The sequence below is a fragment of the Sphingomonas sp. GW821-FHT04B01 genome, from assembly GCF_059420425.1.
Window position 1 is genome coordinate 81,484 of the sequence record NZ_JBWKTR010000002.1, and the last position, 18,249, is coordinate 99,732.

The 18,249-nt window shown below is 67.1% G+C and carries 16 protein-coding genes and 1 tRNA gene; 12 read left to right on the top strand and 5 right to left on the bottom strand.

What is annotated here, in order from left to right:
• The first annotated feature begins 173 nt into the window (after positions 1-173).
• From AC07UH_RS06685 to AC07UH_RS06705, 5 genes are all read left to right on the top strand, one after another.
• Complete coding sequence (locus AC07UH_RS06685; protein WP_495180405.1) at positions 174-908, top strand: TlyA family RNA methyltransferase; 735 nt, start codon at positions 174-176, stop codon at positions 906-908.
• A gap of 89 nt (positions 909-997) precedes the next feature.
• Positions 998-1,549 carry a TspO/MBR family protein gene (locus tag AC07UH_RS06690; RefSeq protein WP_495180404.1) on the top strand — a complete coding sequence of 184 codons (552 nt, stop codon included), beginning with the start codon at positions 998-1,000 and terminating at the stop codon, positions 1,547-1,549.
• A 32-nt stretch (positions 1,550-1,581) separates the two neighbouring features.
• A complete protein-coding gene (locus tag AC07UH_RS06695; RefSeq protein WP_495180403.1) occupies positions 1,582-1,866 on the top strand; it encodes an accessory factor UbiK family protein in 285 nt (94 codons plus the stop codon).
• Between the two features lie 96 nt (positions 1,867-1,962).
• Positions 1,963-2,466, top strand: coding sequence for a type III secretion system chaperone family protein (locus tag AC07UH_RS06700; protein WP_038658848.1), 504 nt, complete (start codon positions 1,963-1,965; stop codon positions 2,464-2,466).
• Entirely contained in the window at positions 2,466-3,260 is a 795-nt protein-coding gene (locus tag AC07UH_RS06705; RefSeq protein WP_495180402.1) for a pyrroline-5-carboxylate reductase family protein, read from the top strand. Before AC07UH_RS06700 ends, AC07UH_RS06705 begins: the two co-directional genes overlap by 1 nt.
• A gap of 41 nt (positions 3,261-3,301) precedes the next feature.
• Here the strand turns inward: AC07UH_RS06705 and AC07UH_RS06710 are convergent.
• A tRNA-Gln gene (locus AC07UH_RS06710) sits at positions 3,302-3,376 on the bottom strand.
• A 79-nt stretch (positions 3,377-3,455) separates the two neighbouring features.
• On the bottom strand, positions 3,456-4,562 hold the full coding sequence (locus AC07UH_RS06715; protein ID WP_495180401.1) for a branched-chain amino acid aminotransferase: 1,107 nt from the start codon (positions 4,560-4,562) through the stop codon (positions 3,456-3,458).
• Between the two features lie 60 nt (positions 4,563-4,622).
• On the opposite strand from AC07UH_RS06715, the gene AC07UH_RS06720 reads away from it, so the two are divergent.
• Positions 4,623-5,111, top strand: a complete 489-nt coding sequence (locus AC07UH_RS06720; RefSeq protein ID WP_038658858.1) for a MarR family transcriptional regulator — start codon at positions 4,623-4,625, stop codon at positions 5,109-5,111.
• 48 nt (positions 5,112-5,159) lie between these two features.
• Here AC07UH_RS06720 and AC07UH_RS06725 read toward each other — a convergent pair whose 3' ends face one another.
• Together AC07UH_RS06725 and AC07UH_RS06730 are read right to left on the bottom strand one after the other, a co-directional pair.
• A complete protein-coding gene (locus AC07UH_RS06725; protein ID WP_495180400.1) occupies positions 5,160-5,291 on the bottom strand; it encodes a hypothetical protein in 132 nt (43 codons plus the stop codon).
• 31 nt (positions 5,292-5,322) lie between these two features.
• Complete coding sequence (locus tag AC07UH_RS06730; protein WP_495180399.1) at positions 5,323-5,733, bottom strand: hypothetical protein; 411 nt, start codon at positions 5,731-5,733, stop codon at positions 5,323-5,325.
• Positions 5,734-5,861: 128 nt separating this feature from the next.
• Here AC07UH_RS06730 and AC07UH_RS06735 point away from each other — a divergent pair, with 128 nt between their 5' ends.
• From AC07UH_RS06735 to AC07UH_RS06745, 3 genes are all read left to right on the top strand, one after another.
• Positions 5,862-6,533, top strand: a complete 672-nt coding sequence (locus AC07UH_RS06735; RefSeq protein WP_495180398.1) for a DUF6445 family protein — start codon at positions 5,862-5,864, stop codon at positions 6,531-6,533.
• Between the two features lie 166 nt (positions 6,534-6,699).
• Positions 6,700-9,612 carry a TonB-dependent receptor gene (locus AC07UH_RS06740; RefSeq protein WP_495180397.1) on the top strand — a complete coding sequence of 971 codons (2,913 nt, stop codon included), beginning with the start codon at positions 6,700-6,702 and terminating at the stop codon, positions 9,610-9,612.
• A gap of 77 nt (positions 9,613-9,689) precedes the next feature.
• Positions 9,690-11,186 carry a tryptophan halogenase family protein gene (locus AC07UH_RS06745; RefSeq protein WP_495180396.1) on the top strand — a complete coding sequence of 499 codons (1,497 nt, stop codon included), beginning with the start codon at positions 9,690-9,692 and terminating at the stop codon, positions 11,184-11,186.
• Positions 11,187-11,480: 294 nt separating this feature from the next.
• Here AC07UH_RS06745 and AC07UH_RS06750 read toward each other — a convergent pair whose 3' ends face one another.
• Entirely contained in the window at positions 11,481-12,533 is a 1,053-nt protein-coding gene (locus AC07UH_RS06750) for a LacI family DNA-binding transcriptional regulator (RefSeq protein ID WP_495180395.1), read from the bottom strand.
• A gap of 144 nt (positions 12,534-12,677) precedes the next feature.
• Here AC07UH_RS06750 and AC07UH_RS06755 point away from each other — a divergent pair, with 144 nt between their 5' ends.
• From AC07UH_RS06755 to AC07UH_RS06765, 3 genes are read left to right on the top strand one after another with little or no spacing between them, the layout of a single operon-like run.
• Positions 12,678-14,501, top strand: a complete 1,824-nt coding sequence (locus tag AC07UH_RS06755; RefSeq protein ID WP_495180394.1) for an alpha-amylase family glycosyl hydrolase — start codon at positions 12,678-12,680, stop codon at positions 14,499-14,501.
• On the top strand, positions 14,498-16,105 hold the full coding sequence (locus tag AC07UH_RS06760) for an alpha-glucosidase (protein WP_495180393.1): 1,608 nt from the start codon (positions 14,498-14,500) through the stop codon (positions 16,103-16,105). Before AC07UH_RS06755 ends, AC07UH_RS06760 begins: the two co-directional genes overlap by 4 nt.
• Positions 16,102-18,195: a glycoside hydrolase family 97 protein gene (locus AC07UH_RS06765; protein ID WP_495180392.1), complete on the top strand. Its 2,094-nt coding sequence runs from the start codon at positions 16,102-16,104 to the stop codon at positions 18,193-18,195. Before AC07UH_RS06760 ends, AC07UH_RS06765 begins: the two co-directional genes overlap by 4 nt.
• Positions 18,196-18,249: the final 54 nt, after the last annotated feature.

Below are 18,249 nucleotides of genomic sequence, written 5' to 3' on the forward strand. Positions count from 1 at the left end.
GTCGGGCCGGGGCTCGGATCCTCCGTCCTTCCACACCAGCACAACCGAGAAGATAATCCTACTGTTCCACTAGGCAATTGCCGATGCGCCCAATCGAAGGCGGCGAGCGCCGGAGCGAAGGACCGGCGCATGCGGGGTGACGCGCGCGCCATTTCCGCGCTAGGGCGCGCGTCATGGCAAAGACCCGTGCGGACCAGATGCTCGTCGATCGCGGCCTTGCGGAATCGCGGACGCGTGCGCAGGCGCTGATCATGGCGGGGCTCGTGTTCGCCGGCACGCGCAAGGTCGACAAGCCGGGACAGGCGTTCCCCGACGACGTCGCGCTCGACGTGCGCGGGCGCGATCATCCCTGGGTATCGCGCGGCGGCATCAAGCTGGCGCACGGACTGAACCATTTCGGTTGGGCCGTCACCGATGCGGTGGCGATCGACGTCGGATCCTCGACCGGCGGCTTCACCGACGTGCTGCTCAGCCGCGGCGCGGCGCGCGTCTATGCCGTCGACAGCGGCACCAACCAGCTCGCGTGGAAGCTGCGTCAGGATCCGCGCGTCATCGTCCACGAGCAGACCAGCGCCCGCATCCTCACCGACGCGCATATCCCGGAGCCCGTCGACCTGATCGTCTGCGACGCCAGTTTTATCGGTCTTGCCAAGGTGTTGGAGCGGCCGATGGGCTTCGCCCGGCCGGGCGCGCGACTGCTCGCGCTGATCAAGCCGCAGTTCGAGGCGGGGCGCGCCGAGGTCGGCAAGGGCGGGGTGGTCCGCGATCCGGCAGTCCGAACCCGCGTCTGCGACGAGGTCGTCGCATGGCTGTCGGCGGAAGGCTGGCCGGCGGTCGGTGTCGTCGAGAGCCCGATCACCGGACCGGAGGGCAATGTGGAATATTTGGTCGCCGCGATACGCGATTGATCTACAATGGGAACGATCACCGATACGGGTGCTTTACGAAGGCTGCGCGGCGCGGCAAAGCAGGCGTGAACGCTGTTGAGGAGCATCGGGTGGGGGGCATCGCTTCCAAGGGACAGTTGCGGGTGTCTTTCCTGCGCTGGGCCATCTTTACCGTACCGCTGATCCTGTTGCTCGGCTTCGCCTCCGGACGAGCGGTGCCGGCGGGTGCCGACAACGGCTGGTACGTCGCGTTGCAGAAGCCGGCGCTGACCCCGCCGGGCTGGGTCTTCCCGGTCGCCTGGACCTCGCTCTACATCCTGCTCGGCCTCGCGGTGGCGATGATCCTCCATGCGCGTGGCGCACGGGGGCGGGGACTGGCTCTGACGGCCTTCGCCGTCCAGTTCGTCCTCAACCTCGCATGGACGCCGCTGTTCTTCGGGATGCATCAGGTCGGCGCCGCATTGCTGGTGATCGTCGCGATCCTGATCGTCGCGACGATCACCACCGTGCTGTTCGGCCGCATCCGCCCGCTCGCCGCGTGGCTGATGGTGCCTTATCTGATCTGGATCAGCTTCGCCGGCGTCCTGACCTGGCGGATCGGCCAGCTCAACCCCGATGCCGAAACCCTTGTGCCGGCGGCGCATACGTCCCAGATGCTCTGACACATAGCATCGCTTTTCCGGGACCCTTCGATATGCAATCCGACAACCGCCTGTTCGACGATCTGGTGAAGCTGGTGAACGGCGCCGCCGGCACTCTGGCCGGGGTCGGCCGCGAGGCCGAATCGGGCGCGCGGGCACGGGCGCGCGAGTGGATCGGCGGTCTCGACTTCGTCAGCCGCGACGAGTTCGAGGTGGTGAAGGCGATGGCCGTCGCCGCGCGCGACGAAAACGATGCGCTCAAGGCGCGGCTCGATGCGCTGGAAGCGCGGCTCGGCGCCACCCCGACGCCGTCTACCGATCCGGTCCCCACCGCCTGATCGACTTTTCCACAGCTTTATCGACAGTGTTGTCCACGATGGGGTTGCCTGGGCGTTTTTGCCTCGGCAGCCTTGTCGTGCGATAGAGGCGTAACGATGCTCGACCACGCTGAACACGAATCCGAACCCGACGCCCCCATCGACATGCTCGAGGCCTATTATGCCGCGCATGGCTGGGAGCATGAGCGTCACGACGACGAGATCGTCGCGACGGTGAAGGGCAGCTGGACCAGCTACGAATTGCGCGCACTCTGGCGCGAGGACGACAGCGTCCTGCAATTCCTCGCCTTTCCCGACATCAAGGTCACCGACGATCGCCGCGCTGCGGTGTATGAGGCGATCGGTCTGGTCAACGAGCAATTGTGGATCGGCCATTTCGAGCTCTGGTCGTCCTCGGGCGTGCTGCTCTACCGCCATGCCGCGATGATCGACGGCGAGGAGGAGGGGACGATGTCGCTCGGCGCCACCGAATTGCTCGTCGAATCGGCGATCGAGGAGTGCGAGCGCTTTTATCCGGTGTTCCAGTTCGTGCTCTGGGGCGGCAAGACACCCAAGGAGGCGCTCGCCGCCGCGCTGATCGAGACGCAGGGCGAAGCCTGATGCGGCTGCTGATGGTCGGTGCCGGCAACATGGGCGGCGCCATGCTCCGCCGCTGGCTCGCCGCCGGCCTGTCGCCCGCCGACGTCACCGTCGTCAGCCCCAGCGGTCGCGCGATGCCCGATGGCGTCCGCGTCGTCCCGGCGATCCCCGACGCGGGGGAGGGGGCGTTCGACGTCATCCTGCTCGGCCTCAAGCCGCAGCAACTGGGCCTGTTGCGTGACGGGCCGCTCGCCGGTCATGCGCCGCGCGTGCTGGTGTCGATTCTCGCCGGTGTGGAGGAGGCGACGCTCGCCACGCTCTGCAAGGCGGGCGCGGTGGTGCGTGCGATGCCGAACCTGCCGGTCGCGATCGGGCAGGGCGTCGTCGCACTCTTCTCCACCGCCGCCGACGATGCGACACGTGCCGAGCTGACCGAATGGATGCAGCCACTCGGCCTCATCGAATGGATCGCCGGCGAAGCGCAGTTCGACGACGTCACCGCGCTCGCCGGTTGCGGCCCCGGCTTCGTCTTCCGTTTCGCCGATGCGCTCGCGCAGGCCGGTGCGGCCTTGGGCCTGTCGCAGGATCAGGCGGCCCGGCTCGCGCTGGCGACGCTCGAGGGATCGGCGACGATGGCCGCAGAGGCCGACGTCAGCCCCGCGACACTCGCCGACCGTGTCGCCAGTCCGGGCGGCTCGACCCGCGAAGGCCTGAACGTTCTCGACCGCGACGATCGCCTCGTCACGCTGCTGACCGAGACGTTGGCGGCGTCCGCGGCACGCAACCGCGCCATGGCGGCGGCAGCGCGGGACTAGGCCGCCGCGACCGGCGCATCGAGGTCGATGTGTCTGGATCCTGGCTGGGGCGGCAGGATTCGAACCTGCGGATGGCGGCACCAAAAGCCGCTGCCTTACCACTTGGCGACGCCCCAACGAGGAGGCGGCCTTATAGCCGGGTCGACGGGGTTGGAAAGCCCCGCCGGTACGACTTTTCGGGCCGCCCCGACGAAATCAGTCGAGCCGCTGCAACCAGCCGTGCGGGTCGGCCGCGCGACCGCGCTGGATCGCCGACAGCGCGTCGAGCATCCGCTGCGTGAGTTGACCGGTGCCGCCGCCGCCGATCGTGAACCGGCCGTCGACACCCGCGACCTCGCCGATCGGCGTCACCACCGCGGCGGTCCCGCAGGCGAATGCCTCGGTCAGGCGACCGCTCGCCGCATCGGCGCGCCACTGGTCGATGCCGTACAGCTCCTCGCGCACCTCGATCCCCTGATCGCGCGCGATGCGGATGATCGAATCGCGGGTGATGCCGGGAAGGATCGTGCCGGTCAGCGGCGGCGTCACCATCGAACCGTCGTCGAACACGAAGAAGACGTTCATGCCGCCCAATTCCTCGACCCAGCGGCGCTCGACCGCGTCGAGGAAGACGACCTGGTCGCAGCCCTGACGGATCGCCTCCGACTGGGCGAGCAGGCTGGCGGCATAATTGCCGCCGCATTTCGCCTCGCCGGTGCCGCCGGGCGCGGCGCGGGTATAATCCTGGCTGACCCAGATCGACACGGCGCGTGCGCCGCCCTTCCAATAGGCGCCGACCGACGAGGCGATCACCATATAGAGATAGTCGGACGACGGCTTGACGCCGAGGAACGCCTCGCTCGCGAACATGAAGGGGCGCAGGTAGAGTGCGCCGCCGTCGATCTGCGGGAACCAGTCGCGCTCGGTGGCGACCAACTGCCGGCACGATTGCAGGAACAGTTCCTCGGGCAGTTCGGGCATCGCGAGCCGGCGCGCGCTGTTGTTGAAGCGGCGGGCATTGGCGTCGGGCCGGAACAGCGCGGTGCCGCCGTCGTCGAGCCGATAGGCCTTGAGCCCTTCGAAGATTTCCTGCGCATAATGCAGCACCGCAGTCGACGGATCGACCGTGATCGGCGCGCGGGCGGTGATCTTGGCGTCGTGCCAGCCCTCCGCCTCAGTGTAGCGGATCACCGCCATATGATCGGTGAAGACGCGGCCGAAGCCCGGATCGACCAGCCGCGCGGCACGCTCATTGGCCTCGACCGGGGTTGCGCTGCGATCGAAACGGAAGGTCGGCGCGGCGGCCGTGGAAACACGGGTCATCGATTTCTCTCAGGCATCAGGGGTTGCGGACGCGTACGGGCGGGGGCTAAACTGGTCAACATGGCTGCCACAGCTCCCTCCGCTTCCGCCCAGTTTCTCCGCGAGCCCGAATTGCGTCGCGGCATGGAACTGCTGTATTTTGGCCATAGCCATCTCACCCGCTCCGTCGATCAGGGGCTCGCAGCACAGGGATTGGGCCGCGCGCATCATCGTGCACTGTATTTCATCGCGCGCAAACCCGACCTGACGGTCAGCGAGTTGCTGGGATTGCTCGCGATCACCAAACAGTCCTTGGGCCGCGTACTCAACGAACTAACCGACCGCAAGTTGGTCGAGACCCGTCCGGGCGAACGCGACCGCCGCCAGCGTCTGCTGCGCCTTACCGAAGAGGGCGCGCGGATGGAGAACGACCTGTTCGAGGCGGTGCGGATCAAGATGTCGCAGGCATACCAGACCGCCGGGCAGGATGCGGTGTCGGGCTATTGGGCGGTGCTGGAAGGCATGATCCCGGACGTCGACCTGACGCTGGTCGAGGGCTTGCGATCCTGACGGGCGGGGGCGGCGCTTCCACGGCGGCTTGGCCGCCGACCGCGCCTGCTACAGCGACGCCTTGACCGCGATCGCCATCATCCGGTCGAATGCCGCCTCGCGGATCCCCGCGATCGGCTCATAAGCGACCCAGCCGGCATTGTGGATCGCCCCGTGGACCCGTCCGCTAACATCGACCATGATCCTTTATCCTCGTCCAGCGGCGCTGCGTTCATACCTCGTCCGCCGGCCCGCCGCCGGCCAGGAGCTGGCGCGCGAGCCGTTCAGCCTCGGCAGCCGTGGCGCGTACGGCCTGCGGCGTACCGAACGCCTTGACGAGATTGGGGTACATCGCCTCCATCTCCGCCCGCCGCGCGGCATCGGGCTCGATCGCGATCACCGCGAGGCAGCGCTCGGCCAAGGCCGTCTTATTGTGTTTGAGCCACTGGCCGCGGGCGACGCGGTCGGCATGTGCCTCCTCCTGGCGGCGCGGCGGATAGATCAGCACGAACCGCCCGCCATCGGCGAGCAACCGATCCATTTCCGCGCACCAGCGCGTCGCATAGCCTTCCGTCGCCTCGCCGACGAAGCGCACGATCGGGTAATCGCGAACGTCGTACAGGGTGTAGACCGGCTCCGTCATGGCATCGCCTCCGTTGATCCCGTCGCCTCTTCATCATAGATGTTCCGACGCATTAGCGGAAGTGCAGATATGAGCCCTTGCGGGTCCCGCGATTGCATTCTTCGCCGTCATGCCCGACATCCCCGGCGATGGACTGGACGGTTTCGATCACCCACCACGGCGCCGAGGCGCAGCCCGTCGTCGTCATCGACGGTTTCGCCGATGCCGCGCGCTTCCGCGACGATGCCGCCTTCCTGTCGTTCGCGCCGATCGGGCCGCATTATCCCGGCATCCGCGCCCCGGTCTCGCCGCGAATGCTGCGCGATCTGCTCGCCCGGCTCGAGCCCGTCGCACAGGCGGCGTTCGGCGTCGGCGGGCTGGCGATCGCCGATGCCTTCTATTCCATCGTCACCACGCCGCCGGCGGCGCTCGCGCCGATCCAGCGCCTGCCGCATTTCGACGAAGTCTCGCCGACGCGGCTCGCGCTGCTCCATTATCTGTCGCCGGACGAGCGTAGCGGCACCGCCTTCTACCGGCATCGCAGCACCGGTTTCGAGTCGATCGACGCGACGCGGCTCGACCCGTATCGCGCCGCGCTCGACACCGACCTGCGGCGCGACGGCCTGCCCGCGGCCGGGTATATCGCGGGCGACACGCCGTTGTTCGAGCGGCTGGCGGTGCACGAGGGGCGGTTCAATCGCGCGATCCTCTATCGGTCGAACACGCTGCACTGCGCCGATTTGCCGGTGGACCTCGCCTTCGATCCCGATCCGGCGACCGGCCGGCTCACCGTCAACACCTTCCTCGACGCCACGCACTAGTGGCCTGACGTTGCACGAAAAGCACGGAGCGCCTGCCGCTCCGTGAATACGTATGTGGCCGACTTGGCTCCTAATCCCCCCGCGTTCACAAGCCGGGCAACCAGTCAGCTGATCATCCGCGATGGAGCGGGTGGGGGCATGACGCCACCAGGGGGAGGATTTCTTCGTGTCCCAGACCGAGTCTCTATACACGCGCCGCGCTCGTATCGCGCTGTGCTCCAGCACCGTCGCCATCGCCAGCGTGCTGCTGGTCACCGGCGGTGCCGCCTTCGCGCAGGAAGCGCCCAACCCGCAGTCGCCCACCGCCAATCCGCCCGCCGCGGCGACGGTGCAGGCGCCGGCCCCCGCCGCTGAGCCGACCCCCAATCAGGAGGCGGCACAGACGCAGACCGTCGAGGACGCAGCCACCGACAATGGCGAGATCGTCGTCACCGGCATCCGCGCCAGCCTCGCCAATTCGGCGAAGATCAAGCGCAACTCGACGCTGATCGTCGACAGCGTCTCGGCCGAGGACGTCGGCAAGCTGCCCGACGTCTCGATCGCCGATTCGCTCGCGCGTCTGCCCGGCGTCACTGCGCAGCGGCTCGAGGGGCGCGACCAGCGCCTGTCGATCCGCGGCCTCGGCCCCGATTTCTCGACGACGCTGCTCAACGGCCGCGAACAGGTGACCGTCGGCGACAACCGCGGCGTCGAATATGACCAGTATCCGTCGGAATTCTTCCGCAACGTCAACGTCTACAAGTCCGCCGACGCATCGCTGATCGCAGCTGGCATCTCGGGCACCGTCGACCTGCGCATGCTGCGTCCGCTCGAACAATCGGGCCGCGTCTTCGCGATCAACGCCCGCGGCCAGATGAACGGCATCGACAATCTCAATCCGGATTCGTCGCGCTACGGCTATCGCGCCTCGGCGACCTATATCGACAAATTCGCGGGCGACACGCTCGGCATCGCGATCGGCGTATCGGGGACGCAGACGCCGTCGCAGGACGAGCGCTACAATGCCTGGGGCTATCCGGGCACCGGCACCGCCGCCGATCCGTACATCCTCGGCGGCGCCAAGCCCTATGTCCAGTCGAACGAGTTGAAGCGCTACGGCGCGGTCGGCACGATCGAATGGCAGCCGTCCGAGGTGTTCCACTCGACCTTCGACGCGCTCTATTCCAATTTCGAGGAAACGCAGCGGCTGCGCGGCATCGAATTCCCGCTCGGCTTCTCCGATCCGGTGCGCAGCGGCATCACCGTCAACAACGGCTTCGCGACGACGACGACGTTCAGCAACGTCTTCGCGGTTCAGCGCAACGATTATAACCAGCGCAAGGCGGAGAATCTGTCGCTGGGCTGGAACAACGACATCAAGCTCGGCGAGCGCCTGCACTTCAACGTCGACGCGAGCTGGAGCCGCGCGACGCGCACCGACTTCCTGCTCGAGACCAACACCGGCACCGGCTTCGCCAAGAGCGGCGTCGCCGACACGGTGACGGTCACGCAGAATGCCAACGGCACCTACCGGATCGTGCCGACGCTCGATTACACCAACACCAACATCCTGCGCCTCACCGATCCGCAGGGCTGGGGCAACAACGGCACGCAGGCGGTGGTCCAGTCGGGCTTCCTCAACCAGCCCAAGTTCAAGGACGATCTCAAGTCGCTCCGCGCCAGCCTCAACGGCGAGTTCGAGGGCAGCCTCGTGCGCAGCTGGGAGGTCGGCGGCAATTACAGCCGGCGCGAGAAGACCAGCGCCTATACTTCCTATTTCCTCTGCCCGCGGGGCGCCGGCACCGGCTGCACCGTCGCGAGCGGCACGCCGACCAGCGCCGCGGTGCCGACCGAGGCGTTGCTCGGTACCAACATCCCGCTCGATTATCTCGGCGTCCCGGCGATGCTGACCTACGACCCGCTCTACGTGTACAACAATGCGCTCAACGCCGCCTATGACAACCGGCCGTCGTCGCTGGTCCGCGACAATCGCGTCATCGAGGACGTCTATACCGGCTATGCCAAGCTGAGCCTCGACGGCGACCTCGGCGGCAAGGCGGTGAAGGGGGCGCTCGGCGTGCAGGTGGTCCGCTCCGAACAGCGATCGGTCGGCCAGATCGCCAGCGTCGTCAACGGCGTCGTTACCGTCGCCCCGGCCGACCAGACCGAAAAATACACCAACGTCCTGCCCTCGGCGACCTTCTCGGTCGAGCTGGTCGACAATGGCTACGTCAAGCTCGGCGCGTCGCAGACGATGGTGCGTCCGCGCCTCGATCAGGAGCGCGTCACGCAGGACGTGGGGATCAACCTCACCAACATCGGTCGTACCCCGGCCGGGCTGTTCCCGGTGTTCAGCTCGACCGGCGGCAACGTCGCGCTGCGACCCTATCAGTCGACCAACATCGACCTGTCGCTGGAGAAATATTTCGACGCCGGCGGCTATGTCGCGCTGTCGGGCTATTTCAAGCACCTCACCGACTTCGTCGATCCGAACAACAGCTATGCCTATGACTTCTCGGCGCTGCTGCCGGCGCTGACCGCGGCGCAGCAGGCGCAGGTCATCGCCGCCGGCCAGACGATCGGCAACGTCAGCGCCCCGGCCAACACCGGTCGCGGCGAGGTGCTCGGCGTCGAGGCGACCATCTCGCTGCCGTTCAAGGCGATCACCAGCGCGCTCGACGGCTTCGGCATCTTCGCGAGCGGCAATTACACGCAGTCGACGATCAAGTTCGCCAGCAACCCGACGCGGGCGATCACCTTGCCCGGCCTGTCGAAATGGACCGGCAGCGGCACGATCTACTTCGAGAAATGGGGCTTCCAGGCGCGCGCCAACTACCGTTATCGCTCGGACTTCCTCGCCGAGGTCGCCGGCCTCTCGGCGTCGCCGACCTATCGCACCGCCAAGTCGGAAGCGATCCTCGACGCGCAAATCGGTTATGAATTCCAGGAGGGCTTCCTCCGCGGCTTCTCGATCCTCGCGCAGGCGAAGAACCTCACCGATCGTCCGTTCATCACCTATCAGAACGACGATCCGCGCCAGGTGATCGACTACCAGCGCTATGGCCGCGATTACTATATCGGCGTCACCTACAAATTCTGACGCCGACCTCCATTCCTCCCCGGAACCTTGGGCTGTCGTCTTGTGACGGCAGCCCTTTTTGTCGATAGGCCAAGGGCATGACAGCATCCGTCACCACGATCGTGATCGCCGGCGGCGGCACCGCCGGCTGGATGGCGGCGGCGGCGCTGGGTGGGTTTCTCGAGACCGGCTATCGCATCCGCCTGATCGAATCAGACGACATCGGTACGGTTGGCGTCGGCGAGGCGACGATCCCGCAGATCCGCCTGTTCAATCAGGCGCTCGGCCTCGACGAGGATGCCTTCCTGCGTGCCACCGGCGGCACGTTCAAGCTCGGCATCGCCTTCGACGGCTGGCGCGAGCCCGGCCATAGCTACATGCACGCCTTCGGCGACGTCGGCCGCGACGTCGGGCTGATCGCCTTCCAGCATTACTGGCTGCGCGCCCGCCGCCTCGGCCGCGCCAAGCCGCTCGACGCTTATTGCCTCAACGAGGTCGCGGCGCGGGCCGGACGGATGCACCGCGGCGGGCCGCTCACCGCGGCGACGATCCCGGCGATGCCTTATGCCTTCCATTTCGATGCGGGCCTCTATGCCGCCTACCTCCGCCGGTTCGCGGTCAATCGCGGCGTCGAGCGGACCGAGGGGAGGATCGTCGGCGTCGAACGCGATGCCCTGACCGGCGACGTCGCTGCGCTGACGCTCGACTCCGGCGAGCGTGTCGCTGGCGACCTGTTCCTCGATTGCACCGGTTTCCGCGGCCTGCTGATCGAGGGGGCGCTCGCAACGGGTTACGACGACTGGCGCCATTGGCTGCCCTGCGACCGCGCGATCGCGGTGCCGAGCGCCAATGTCGGCGCGCCCTTGCCCTATACCCGTGCGATCGCGCGCGAGGCGGGCTGGCAATGGCGCATCCCGCTCCAGCATCGCACCGGCAACGGCCACGTCTATTGCAGCGCCTTCACCAGCGACGAGGCCGCGGCCGACACGCTGCTCGCAAACATCGAGGGCGAGACGCAGGGCGATCCGCGCCAGCTCCGCTTCGTCACCGGCCGCCGCAAGCGCGCCTGGAGCCACAATGTCGTCGCGATGGGGCTGGCGAGCGGCTTCCTCGAACCGCTCGAATCGACCAGCATCCACCTCATCCAGTCGGCGATCGCGCGGCTGATCAAGCTCCTGCCCGCGCTGCCCGTCGCCCCCGCCTTGCGCGACGAATACAATCGCCAGACCGGGATCGAGATTGAGCGCATCCGCGACTTCCTGATCCTCCATTATTGGGCGAACGGCCGCGCCGAACCCTTTTGGCAAGCATGCCGGGCGACGGACCTGCCCGACACGCTGCGCGCCAAGATCGCGCTCTGGCAGGAGGCGGGGACGATCGTCCGCGAACAGGAAGAATTGTTCACCGAGGACGGCTGGCTCCAGGTGCTGGCCGGGCAGGGGGTGGCGGCACGCGCGCATCACCCGCTCGCCGGCCAGATCGACGACGGCGACCTCGGCGAGTATATGGAGACGCTGGAGCTGCTCTACCGTCGCGAGGCGGGCGCGATGCCGACGCACGCGGCGTTTATCGACCAACATTGCAAGGCGCGGTGACTGTAAGGAAGGTTTTTGTTCGCGCAGAGACGCAGAGACGCGAAGGTGTCGCGCTCGGGGCAGTGCGTGGTCCTGTCTACCTCATGGCGTGAAATGACGGGCCGCGGACGCGGCAGGCGCTCCCCCTTTGCGTCTCTGCGTCTCTGCGTCTCTGCGCGAACTATTCTTTGCCGGGTTTGAAAAGGCATGAACGTCCGGGCGAGAACGCCCCTTCCCCCCGTTCGCCCTGAGCCTGTCGAAGGGCAGGTGAGTCTCACGGTGCTTCGACAGGCTCAGCACCAACGGTATGGATGCTTACGTCGATCCCCGCACGATCAGCCGCGGCTGCAACAGCGCCGTATCGGTCGGTTCGTCGGCGATGCGGCGCAGCAAGGTGTCGACCAGCACCTCGCCCGCGCGGCGATAGTCCTGCGCGATCGTCGTCAGCGGCGGCTGCGTCGTCGCGGCGGCGGGGATGTCGTCGAAGCCGACGATCGCGACATCCTCGGGCACGCGCCGTCCCGCCTCGGTCAGCGCGCGCATCGCGCCGAGCGCGATGATGTCGGAGGCCGCGAACAGCGCGTCGAACGGAATGTCGCGCGCCAGCAACCGCTTCGTCGCCTCATAGCCTGATTGTTCGACGGTCAGCGCATCGGCGTGCAGACCGGGATCGACCGGCAGGCCGTGCGTGCGCAACACGGCGCACAGCCCGCGATAGCGGTCGCGGAATTCGGGATAATGATCGTCCGCATGGCCGATGAAGCCGATCCGGCGGCGGCCGCGGTCGACCAGATGCTCGGCGGCGATCCGCCCGCCCGCGATATTGTCGCAGCCGATCGTCACGCCGAGATTGTGGCTGTCGACCGAGCCCCAGCGCACGAAATGCGTCCCCTGCGCGACCAGCGCCTCCAGCCGCGCCTTGTACAGTTCGTAATCGCCATAGCCGAGCAGGATGATCCCGTCCGCCTTGCGGCTGTCCTCGTAATCGGTGTGCCAGTCGGCGGAGAGCTGCTGGAACGAGCTGAGCAGATCATAGCCGCGCGCCGCGCAGGTGCGCAGGATCGAGCCCAGCATCGACAGGAAGAAGGGGTTGATGAAGCTGCCGTCGTCGAGCGGGTCCTCGAAGAACAGCAGCGCCAGCGTCATGCTCTGGCCGCGGCGCAGCGACGAGGCGTTCTTGTCGACCTTGTAGTTGAGCTGTCGGGCGATCGCCTCGATCCGCATCCGCGTCGCCGCGCTCACCGTGCGGTCGCCGCGCAGCGCGCGGCTGACGGTCGGCTGCGACACGCCGGCGCGTGCGGCGATGTCGAAGGAGGTCGGCTTGTCGCTCGCTCCGCCCGGTCCCCGTCCTCTGCTCTTCACGGCCATGAGGGCAATCTACATCAGTGCGACGGGGCGGGATAGCGTCAGTGAATACGTATGCCCTATGCTTGGCTTGGCGCGCCTGCGTCCGCACAACGGCCCCGGATGCGGCCGGCGATGGATCGGGCGCACGACGATGCCGGGGGATGCATGCTGAAGCTCGCCACACGAACCGCGACCGCGCTCGCGCTGCTGTTCGCGGCCCCCGCCGTGTCCGCGCAGACCGCCGATTATCGCGCGCGGTTGCCGCAGGACGAGGTGATCTATTTCCTGCTCCCCGACCGGTTCGAGAATGGCGACACCGCCAACGATCGCGGCGGCCTGAAGGGCGGGCCGCTCGTCACCGGCTTCGATCCGACGGCGAAAGGCTTCTATCACGGCGGCGACCTCAAGGGGCTGACGCGGCGGCTCGACTATATCCAGTCGCTCGGTGCGACGGCCCTGTGGGTCGGGCCGATCTTCAAGAACAAGCCGGTACAGGGCGGCGCCGGCCAGCAATCGGCGGGCTATCACGGCTATTGGATCACCGACTTCACGCAGGTCGATCCGCATCTCGGCACCAACGCCGATTTCGCCGCTTTGGTCGCGGCGGCGCATGCGCGCGGGATGAAGGTCTATATGGACATCATCATCAACCACACCGCCGACGTGATCCAGTATCGCGAATGCCAGGCAAAGCGCGAATGCCCGTACCGCAGCCGCGCCGATTATCCCTATCAGCGCCGGCTCGGCATCAACGGCAAGCCGATCAATCCGGGTTTCGCCGGCGACGACGTCCGCACGCCGGAGAATTTCGCGCGCCTGACCGATCCGGCCTATGCCTATACGCCCTTCGTCCCCGCCGCCGAAAAGGCGGTGAAGGTGCCGGCATGGCTCAACGACGTCACGCTCTACCACAATCGCGGCGACACGACCTATCGCAACGAGAGTTCGACGATGGGTGATTTCGTCGGCCTCGACGATCTGATGACCGAAAACCCCAAGGTCGTCGCGGGGATGATCGACATCTTCGGCGGCTGGATCGACCGGTTCGGGATCGACGGCTTTCGCATCGACACCGCGCGCCACGTCAACCCGGAGTTCTGGACCGAATTCGTCCCCGCCATGCAGGCGCGCGCGAAGGCGAAGGGCATTCCCAATTTCCACATCTTCGGCGAGGTGTCGGATCACGAGGTGCGGCCGGCGGTGCTCGCGCAGCATACGATCGTCGACAAACTGCCCGCGGTGCTCGACTTCTCCTTCCGGCAGGCGGTGGTCGAGACGGTCGCCGGTACCCGCGGCACCGACGCGTTCGAGGCTCTGTTCGACGGCGATGCGCTCTATGCCAAGGGCTTCGACACCGCGGTGCAATTGCCGACCTTCACCGGCAATCACGACGACGGCCGCTTCTCGACCTTCGTCCGCAAGGCCTTCCCGCAGGCGAGCGACGCCGAGGTGATGGCGCGCGTCATGCTGTCCAACGCGATGCTGCTGACGCTGCGCGGCGTACCGACGATCTATTCGGGCGACGAACAGGGGTTCGTCAGCGACGGCAACGATCAGGATGCGCGCGAGGACATGTTCGCAAGCAAGGTCGCGGTCTATAACGACAACCGCCTGCTCGGCACCGACACCACCAACGCGACGGCGCATTTCGGGCAGGACAATCCGCTGTTCCGGCAAACCGCCGCGCTGGCGAAGCTGCGTCTGGCCACCCCGGCGCTCACCCGCGGTCGCCAGCAGCTGCGCGCACGAGAGGAGACGCCGGGCCTGCTCGCCATCTCGCGATTCGATCCGGACAGCGGCGCGGAGGTGCTGCTCGCCTTCAACACCGCGACGACGCCGCTCACCCGTCAGGTCGAGGTCGGCATCGGCGCGACCGGCGCGACCACGCTCTCCGGCAGCGGCTGCGGTGCGGTCGCCGCGCCCGGCAGCCTGACGATCACGCTTCCTCCCCTCGGCTATGCCGTCTGTGCCCTGAAGGCGACCCAATGACCCTGACTGACCGCCCGTGGTGGCACGGCGCGACCATCTACCAGATCTATCCGCGCAGTTTCGCGGACTCCAACGGCGACGGCATCGGCGACCTGCCGGGCATCACCGCGCATCTCGATCACGTCGCCAGCCTGGGCGTCGAGGCGATCTGGCTGTCGCCCTTCTTCCGCTCGCCGATGGCCGATTTCGGCTATGACGTGTCGGACTATTGCGACGTCGATCCGATCTTCGGCACGATCGCCGATTTCGACGCATTGGTCGTGCGCGCGCATGCACTGGGTCTCAAGGTGATCGTCGATCAGGTCTGGGCGCATACCAGCGACCAGCATCCCTGGTTCGTCGAGAGCCGGTCGAGCCGCGACAATCCCAAGGCCGACTGGTACGTCTGGCGCGATCCGCAGCCCGAGGGGTCGCCGCCCAACAATTGGCAATCGGTGTTCGGCGGTCCGGCCTGGACGTGGGACGCGCGCCGCGGCCAATATTACATGCACAATTTCCTGAAGGAGCAGCCGCAGGTCAACGGCCACCATCCGGCGGTGCAACAGGCCTTCCTCGACGTCGCCCGCTTCTGGCTGGAGCGCGGCGTCGACGGCTTCCGTATCGACGCGATCAACTTCATGATGTTCGACCCCGATCTACGCGACAATCCGCCCGCGCCGCTCGACGACGGCATTCCGCGCACCCGCCCGTTCGATTTCCAGCTGCACAAATACAATCAGAGCCACGACGCCATTCCCGGCTTTCTGGAGCGCGTGCGGGCTTTGTTCGACAGCTATGACGCGCGCTTCACCGTCGCCGAGGTCGGCGGTGCGGACAGCGATCGCGAGATGAAGCTGTTCACCGCGGAAGGGCGCCGCCTGCACAGCGCTTATGGCTTCGACTTCCTCTATGCGCCGACACTGACGCCGGGGATCGTCGCGGAGGCGATCGACAAATGGCCCGAGCAGGACGGCGTCGGCTGGCCGAGCTGGGCGTTCGAGAACCACGATGCGCCGCGGGCGATTTCGCGCTGGGCGGGGCAGGGCGATCCCAGTGCCTTCGCGCGCATGAAGATGCTGCTGCTGGCCAGCCTGCGCGGCAATATCTTCCTTTATTATGGCGAGGAACTCGGCCTGACCCAGGTCGCGGTGCCGTTCGAGGATCTGCAGGATCCGGAGGCGATCGCCAACTGGCCGCAGACGCTGTCGCGCGACGGCGCGCGTACGCCGATGGCGTGGCGCAGCGATGCCGCCAATCTGGGCTTCTCGACCGCCCGGCCGTGGCTGCCGGTCGGTGCCGATCATGCCGCGCTGGCGGTCGACCGGCAGGAGCGCGATCCGCATGCCCTGCTGCACTGGACGCGCGAGACGCTGGCGCTGCGCAAGCGGCATCCCGCGCTGCTGACCGGCGACATTCGCGTCGTCGCGGCGGACGCGGCGATGCTCGCGATCGAACGCCGCGCATCGGACGAGACGATGCTCTGCGTCTTCAACCTGTCGCCCGAGCCGCAGCGCTGGGCGCCCGAGCAGCCCGATGCGTGGCGGCCGGTCGTCGAAAACGCGACACAGGGCTGGCATTTCGACGGATATGGCGCACTGATCGCCACCAAAATGGGAGAGGCATGATGAAGCATTACACGATCGGGGGCGCCCTCGCGCTGGCGCTGCTGACGAGCACGGCGATCGCGCAGACCGACGCCAATGGCGTCGCCCAGATCCCGACCGTCGCTGCCCAGCCGGCGGCGACCGCGACCTCGCCCGACAAATCATTGGTGGTGACGATCGCGCTCGATAACGACGGCCGCCCGACCTACGCGGTGACGCGCAAGGGCAAGCCGGTGCTCAACCCCAGCAAGCTCGGCGTCATGTTCACCGACGCACCCAAGATCGAGCGCAACCTCGAACTGATCGGCAAGACGACCGCGTCGGCGGACAGTAGCTGGACGCAGCCGTTCGGCGAATGGAAGACGATCCGCGATCGGCATAACGAGCTTGCCCTCCGCTTCCGCGAGAAGACCGGGCTGAAGCGTGAGATGGACGTCACCTTCCGCATCTTCGACGACGGCATCGGCTTCCGCTACAGTTTCCCCGACCAGCCCAATCTGCATCAGGCGAATATCGCCGACGAGCTGACCGAATTCGCCTTCGCGCAGAACGGCACGGCGTGGTGGAAGCCCGCGCTCCAGTGGAATCGCGAGGAATATCTCTACGAGAAGACCCCGCTCGACGCGGTCGGCACCGCGCAGACGGTGATGACGGTCAAGCTGGCCGACGGCACGCACGCCGCGGTGCATGAGGCGGCGCTGATCGATTATGCCGCGATGAATCTGGCGCGTAGCGAGGGCAATACGTTCAAGGCGGCGCTGACCCCCGGCGCCGGCGCGCCCAAGGTCGTGCGGACCGCGCCCTTCGCTTCGCCGTGGCGGACGGTGATCCTGTCCGACGATGCGCCCGGCCTGTACATGAGCCACCTCGAGCTCAACCTCAACGAGCCGAACAAGCTCGGCGACGTCAGCTGGATCAAGCCCGGCAAGTTCGTCGGCGTGTGGTGGAACATGATCAAGGGCGACTGGACCTGGGCAACCGGCCCGAAGCACGGCGCGACCACCGCCAACGTCAAGACCTATATCGACTTCGCCGCCGCCAATCGCATCCCCGGCGTGCTCGTCGAGGGCTGGAACGTCGGCTGGAACGGCGACTGGTTCGGCAATGGCAACGACATGCAGTTCGACCAGCCGACCCCCGATTTCGACGCGGCGGAACTGTACCGCTACGCCAAGGCGAAGGGTGTCTATCTGGTCGGCCATAACGAGACCGGCGGTTCGGCGAGCCATTACGACGCGCAGCTCGACCGCGCCTTCTCCTATGCGCGCGACCACGGCATTCCGGTCATCAAGACCGGCTATGTCACCGACGCCGGCCAGATCGAGCGCGTCGATGCCGACGGCACCAAGAAGCGCGAATGGCACGAGGGCCAGTGGATGGCGAACCACTATCTGCGCGTCGTCCAGACCGCCGCCAAATACAAGGTCGGCATCGACAGCCACGAGCCGATCAAGGACACCGGCCTGCGCCGCACCTATCCCAACTGGCTGAGCCGCGAGGGTGGCCGCGGGATGGAATATAACGCTTGGCCGGGCAAAAACCCGCCGAACCACGAAGCCAATATGTTCTTCACGCAATGGCTCGGCGGCCCGATGGACTTCACCCCCGGCGTGCTGAGCCTCGAAGGATCGGGCGGCAGCCCGTTGCTGTCGACCGAGGCGAAGCAGCTCGCGCTGTACGTCGTGATCTATTCGCCGGTGACGATGGCGGCGGACACGCCCGAGAATTACGCCAAGCATATGGACGCCTTCCAGTTCATCCGCGACGTGCCGGTCGACTGGTCGGAGACGCGCGTGCTCAACGGCGAGGTCGGCGAGTACGTGACGGTGGCGCGCAAGGACCGCGCCGGCGAAGATTGGTATCTCGGCAGCATCACCAACGAGGCGCCGCGCATGCTCACCGTCGCCCTTAACTTCCTTGATTCCGGGCGTAGCTATACCGCAGAAGTGTATCGCGACGGCGCGGGCGCGGATTACCGGACGTCGGCGCGCCATGCGATCGCGATCGAGAAGCGCAGCGTGAAGAAGGGCGACACGCTGTCGCTCGCGCTGGCGCCGGGCGGCGGACAGGCGATCCGCTTCGTCGCCGCCGGCAAGGCGCGGCGGCGGTGATCCGCCGGGGGCCGAGGCGCGCGATCGTTGCCGAACCCACGCCGTCATGCCGGA

What these genes read in the sequence shown, in the direction of transcription:
- AC07UH_RS06720 (WP_038658858.1), top strand. Translation starts at nt 4,623, where the DNA reads ATGGCTGCCACAGCTCCCTCCGCTTCCGCCCAGTTTCTCCGCGAGCCC.
- AC07UH_RS06685 (WP_495180405.1), top strand. Translation starts at nt 174, where the DNA reads ATGGCAAAGACCCGTGCGGACCAGATGCTCGTCGATCGCGGCCTTGCG.
- AC07UH_RS06715 (WP_495180401.1), bottom strand. Translation starts at nt 4,562, where the DNA reads ATGACCCGTGTTTCCACGGCCGCCGCGCCGACCTTCCGTTTCGATCGC.
- AC07UH_RS06700 (WP_038658848.1), top strand. Translation starts at nt 1,963, where the DNA reads ATGCTCGACCACGCTGAACACGAATCCGAACCCGACGCCCCCATCGAC.
- AC07UH_RS06765 (WP_495180392.1), top strand. Translation starts at nt 16,102, where the DNA reads ATGATGAAGCATTACACGATCGGGGGCGCCCTCGCGCTGGCGCTGCTG.
- AC07UH_RS06730 (WP_495180399.1), bottom strand. Translation starts at nt 5,733, where the DNA reads ATGACGGAGCCGGTCTACACCCTGTACGACGTTCGCGATTACCCGATC.
- AC07UH_RS06735 (WP_495180398.1), top strand. Translation starts at nt 5,862, where the DNA reads ATGGACTGGACGGTTTCGATCACCCACCACGGCGCCGAGGCGCAGCCC.
- AC07UH_RS06760 (WP_495180393.1), top strand. Translation starts at nt 14,498, where the DNA reads ATGACCCTGACTGACCGCCCGTGGTGGCACGGCGCGACCATCTACCAG.
- AC07UH_RS06705 (WP_495180402.1), top strand. Translation starts at nt 2,466, where the DNA reads ATGCGGCTGCTGATGGTCGGTGCCGGCAACATGGGCGGCGCCATGCTC.
- AC07UH_RS06745 (WP_495180396.1), top strand. Translation starts at nt 9,690, where the DNA reads ATGACAGCATCCGTCACCACGATCGTGATCGCCGGCGGCGGCACCGCC.
- AC07UH_RS06750 (WP_495180395.1), bottom strand. Translation starts at nt 12,533, where the DNA reads ATGGCCGTGAAGAGCAGAGGACGGGGACCGGGCGGAGCGAGCGACAAG.
- AC07UH_RS06695 (WP_495180403.1), top strand. Translation starts at nt 1,582, where the DNA reads ATGCAATCCGACAACCGCCTGTTCGACGATCTGGTGAAGCTGGTGAAC.
- AC07UH_RS06755 (WP_495180394.1), top strand. Translation starts at nt 12,678, where the DNA reads ATGCTGAAGCTCGCCACACGAACCGCGACCGCGCTCGCGCTGCTGTTC.
- AC07UH_RS06725 (WP_495180400.1), bottom strand. Translation starts at nt 5,291, where the DNA reads ATGGTCGATGTTAGCGGACGGGTCCACGGGGCGATCCACAATGCCGGC.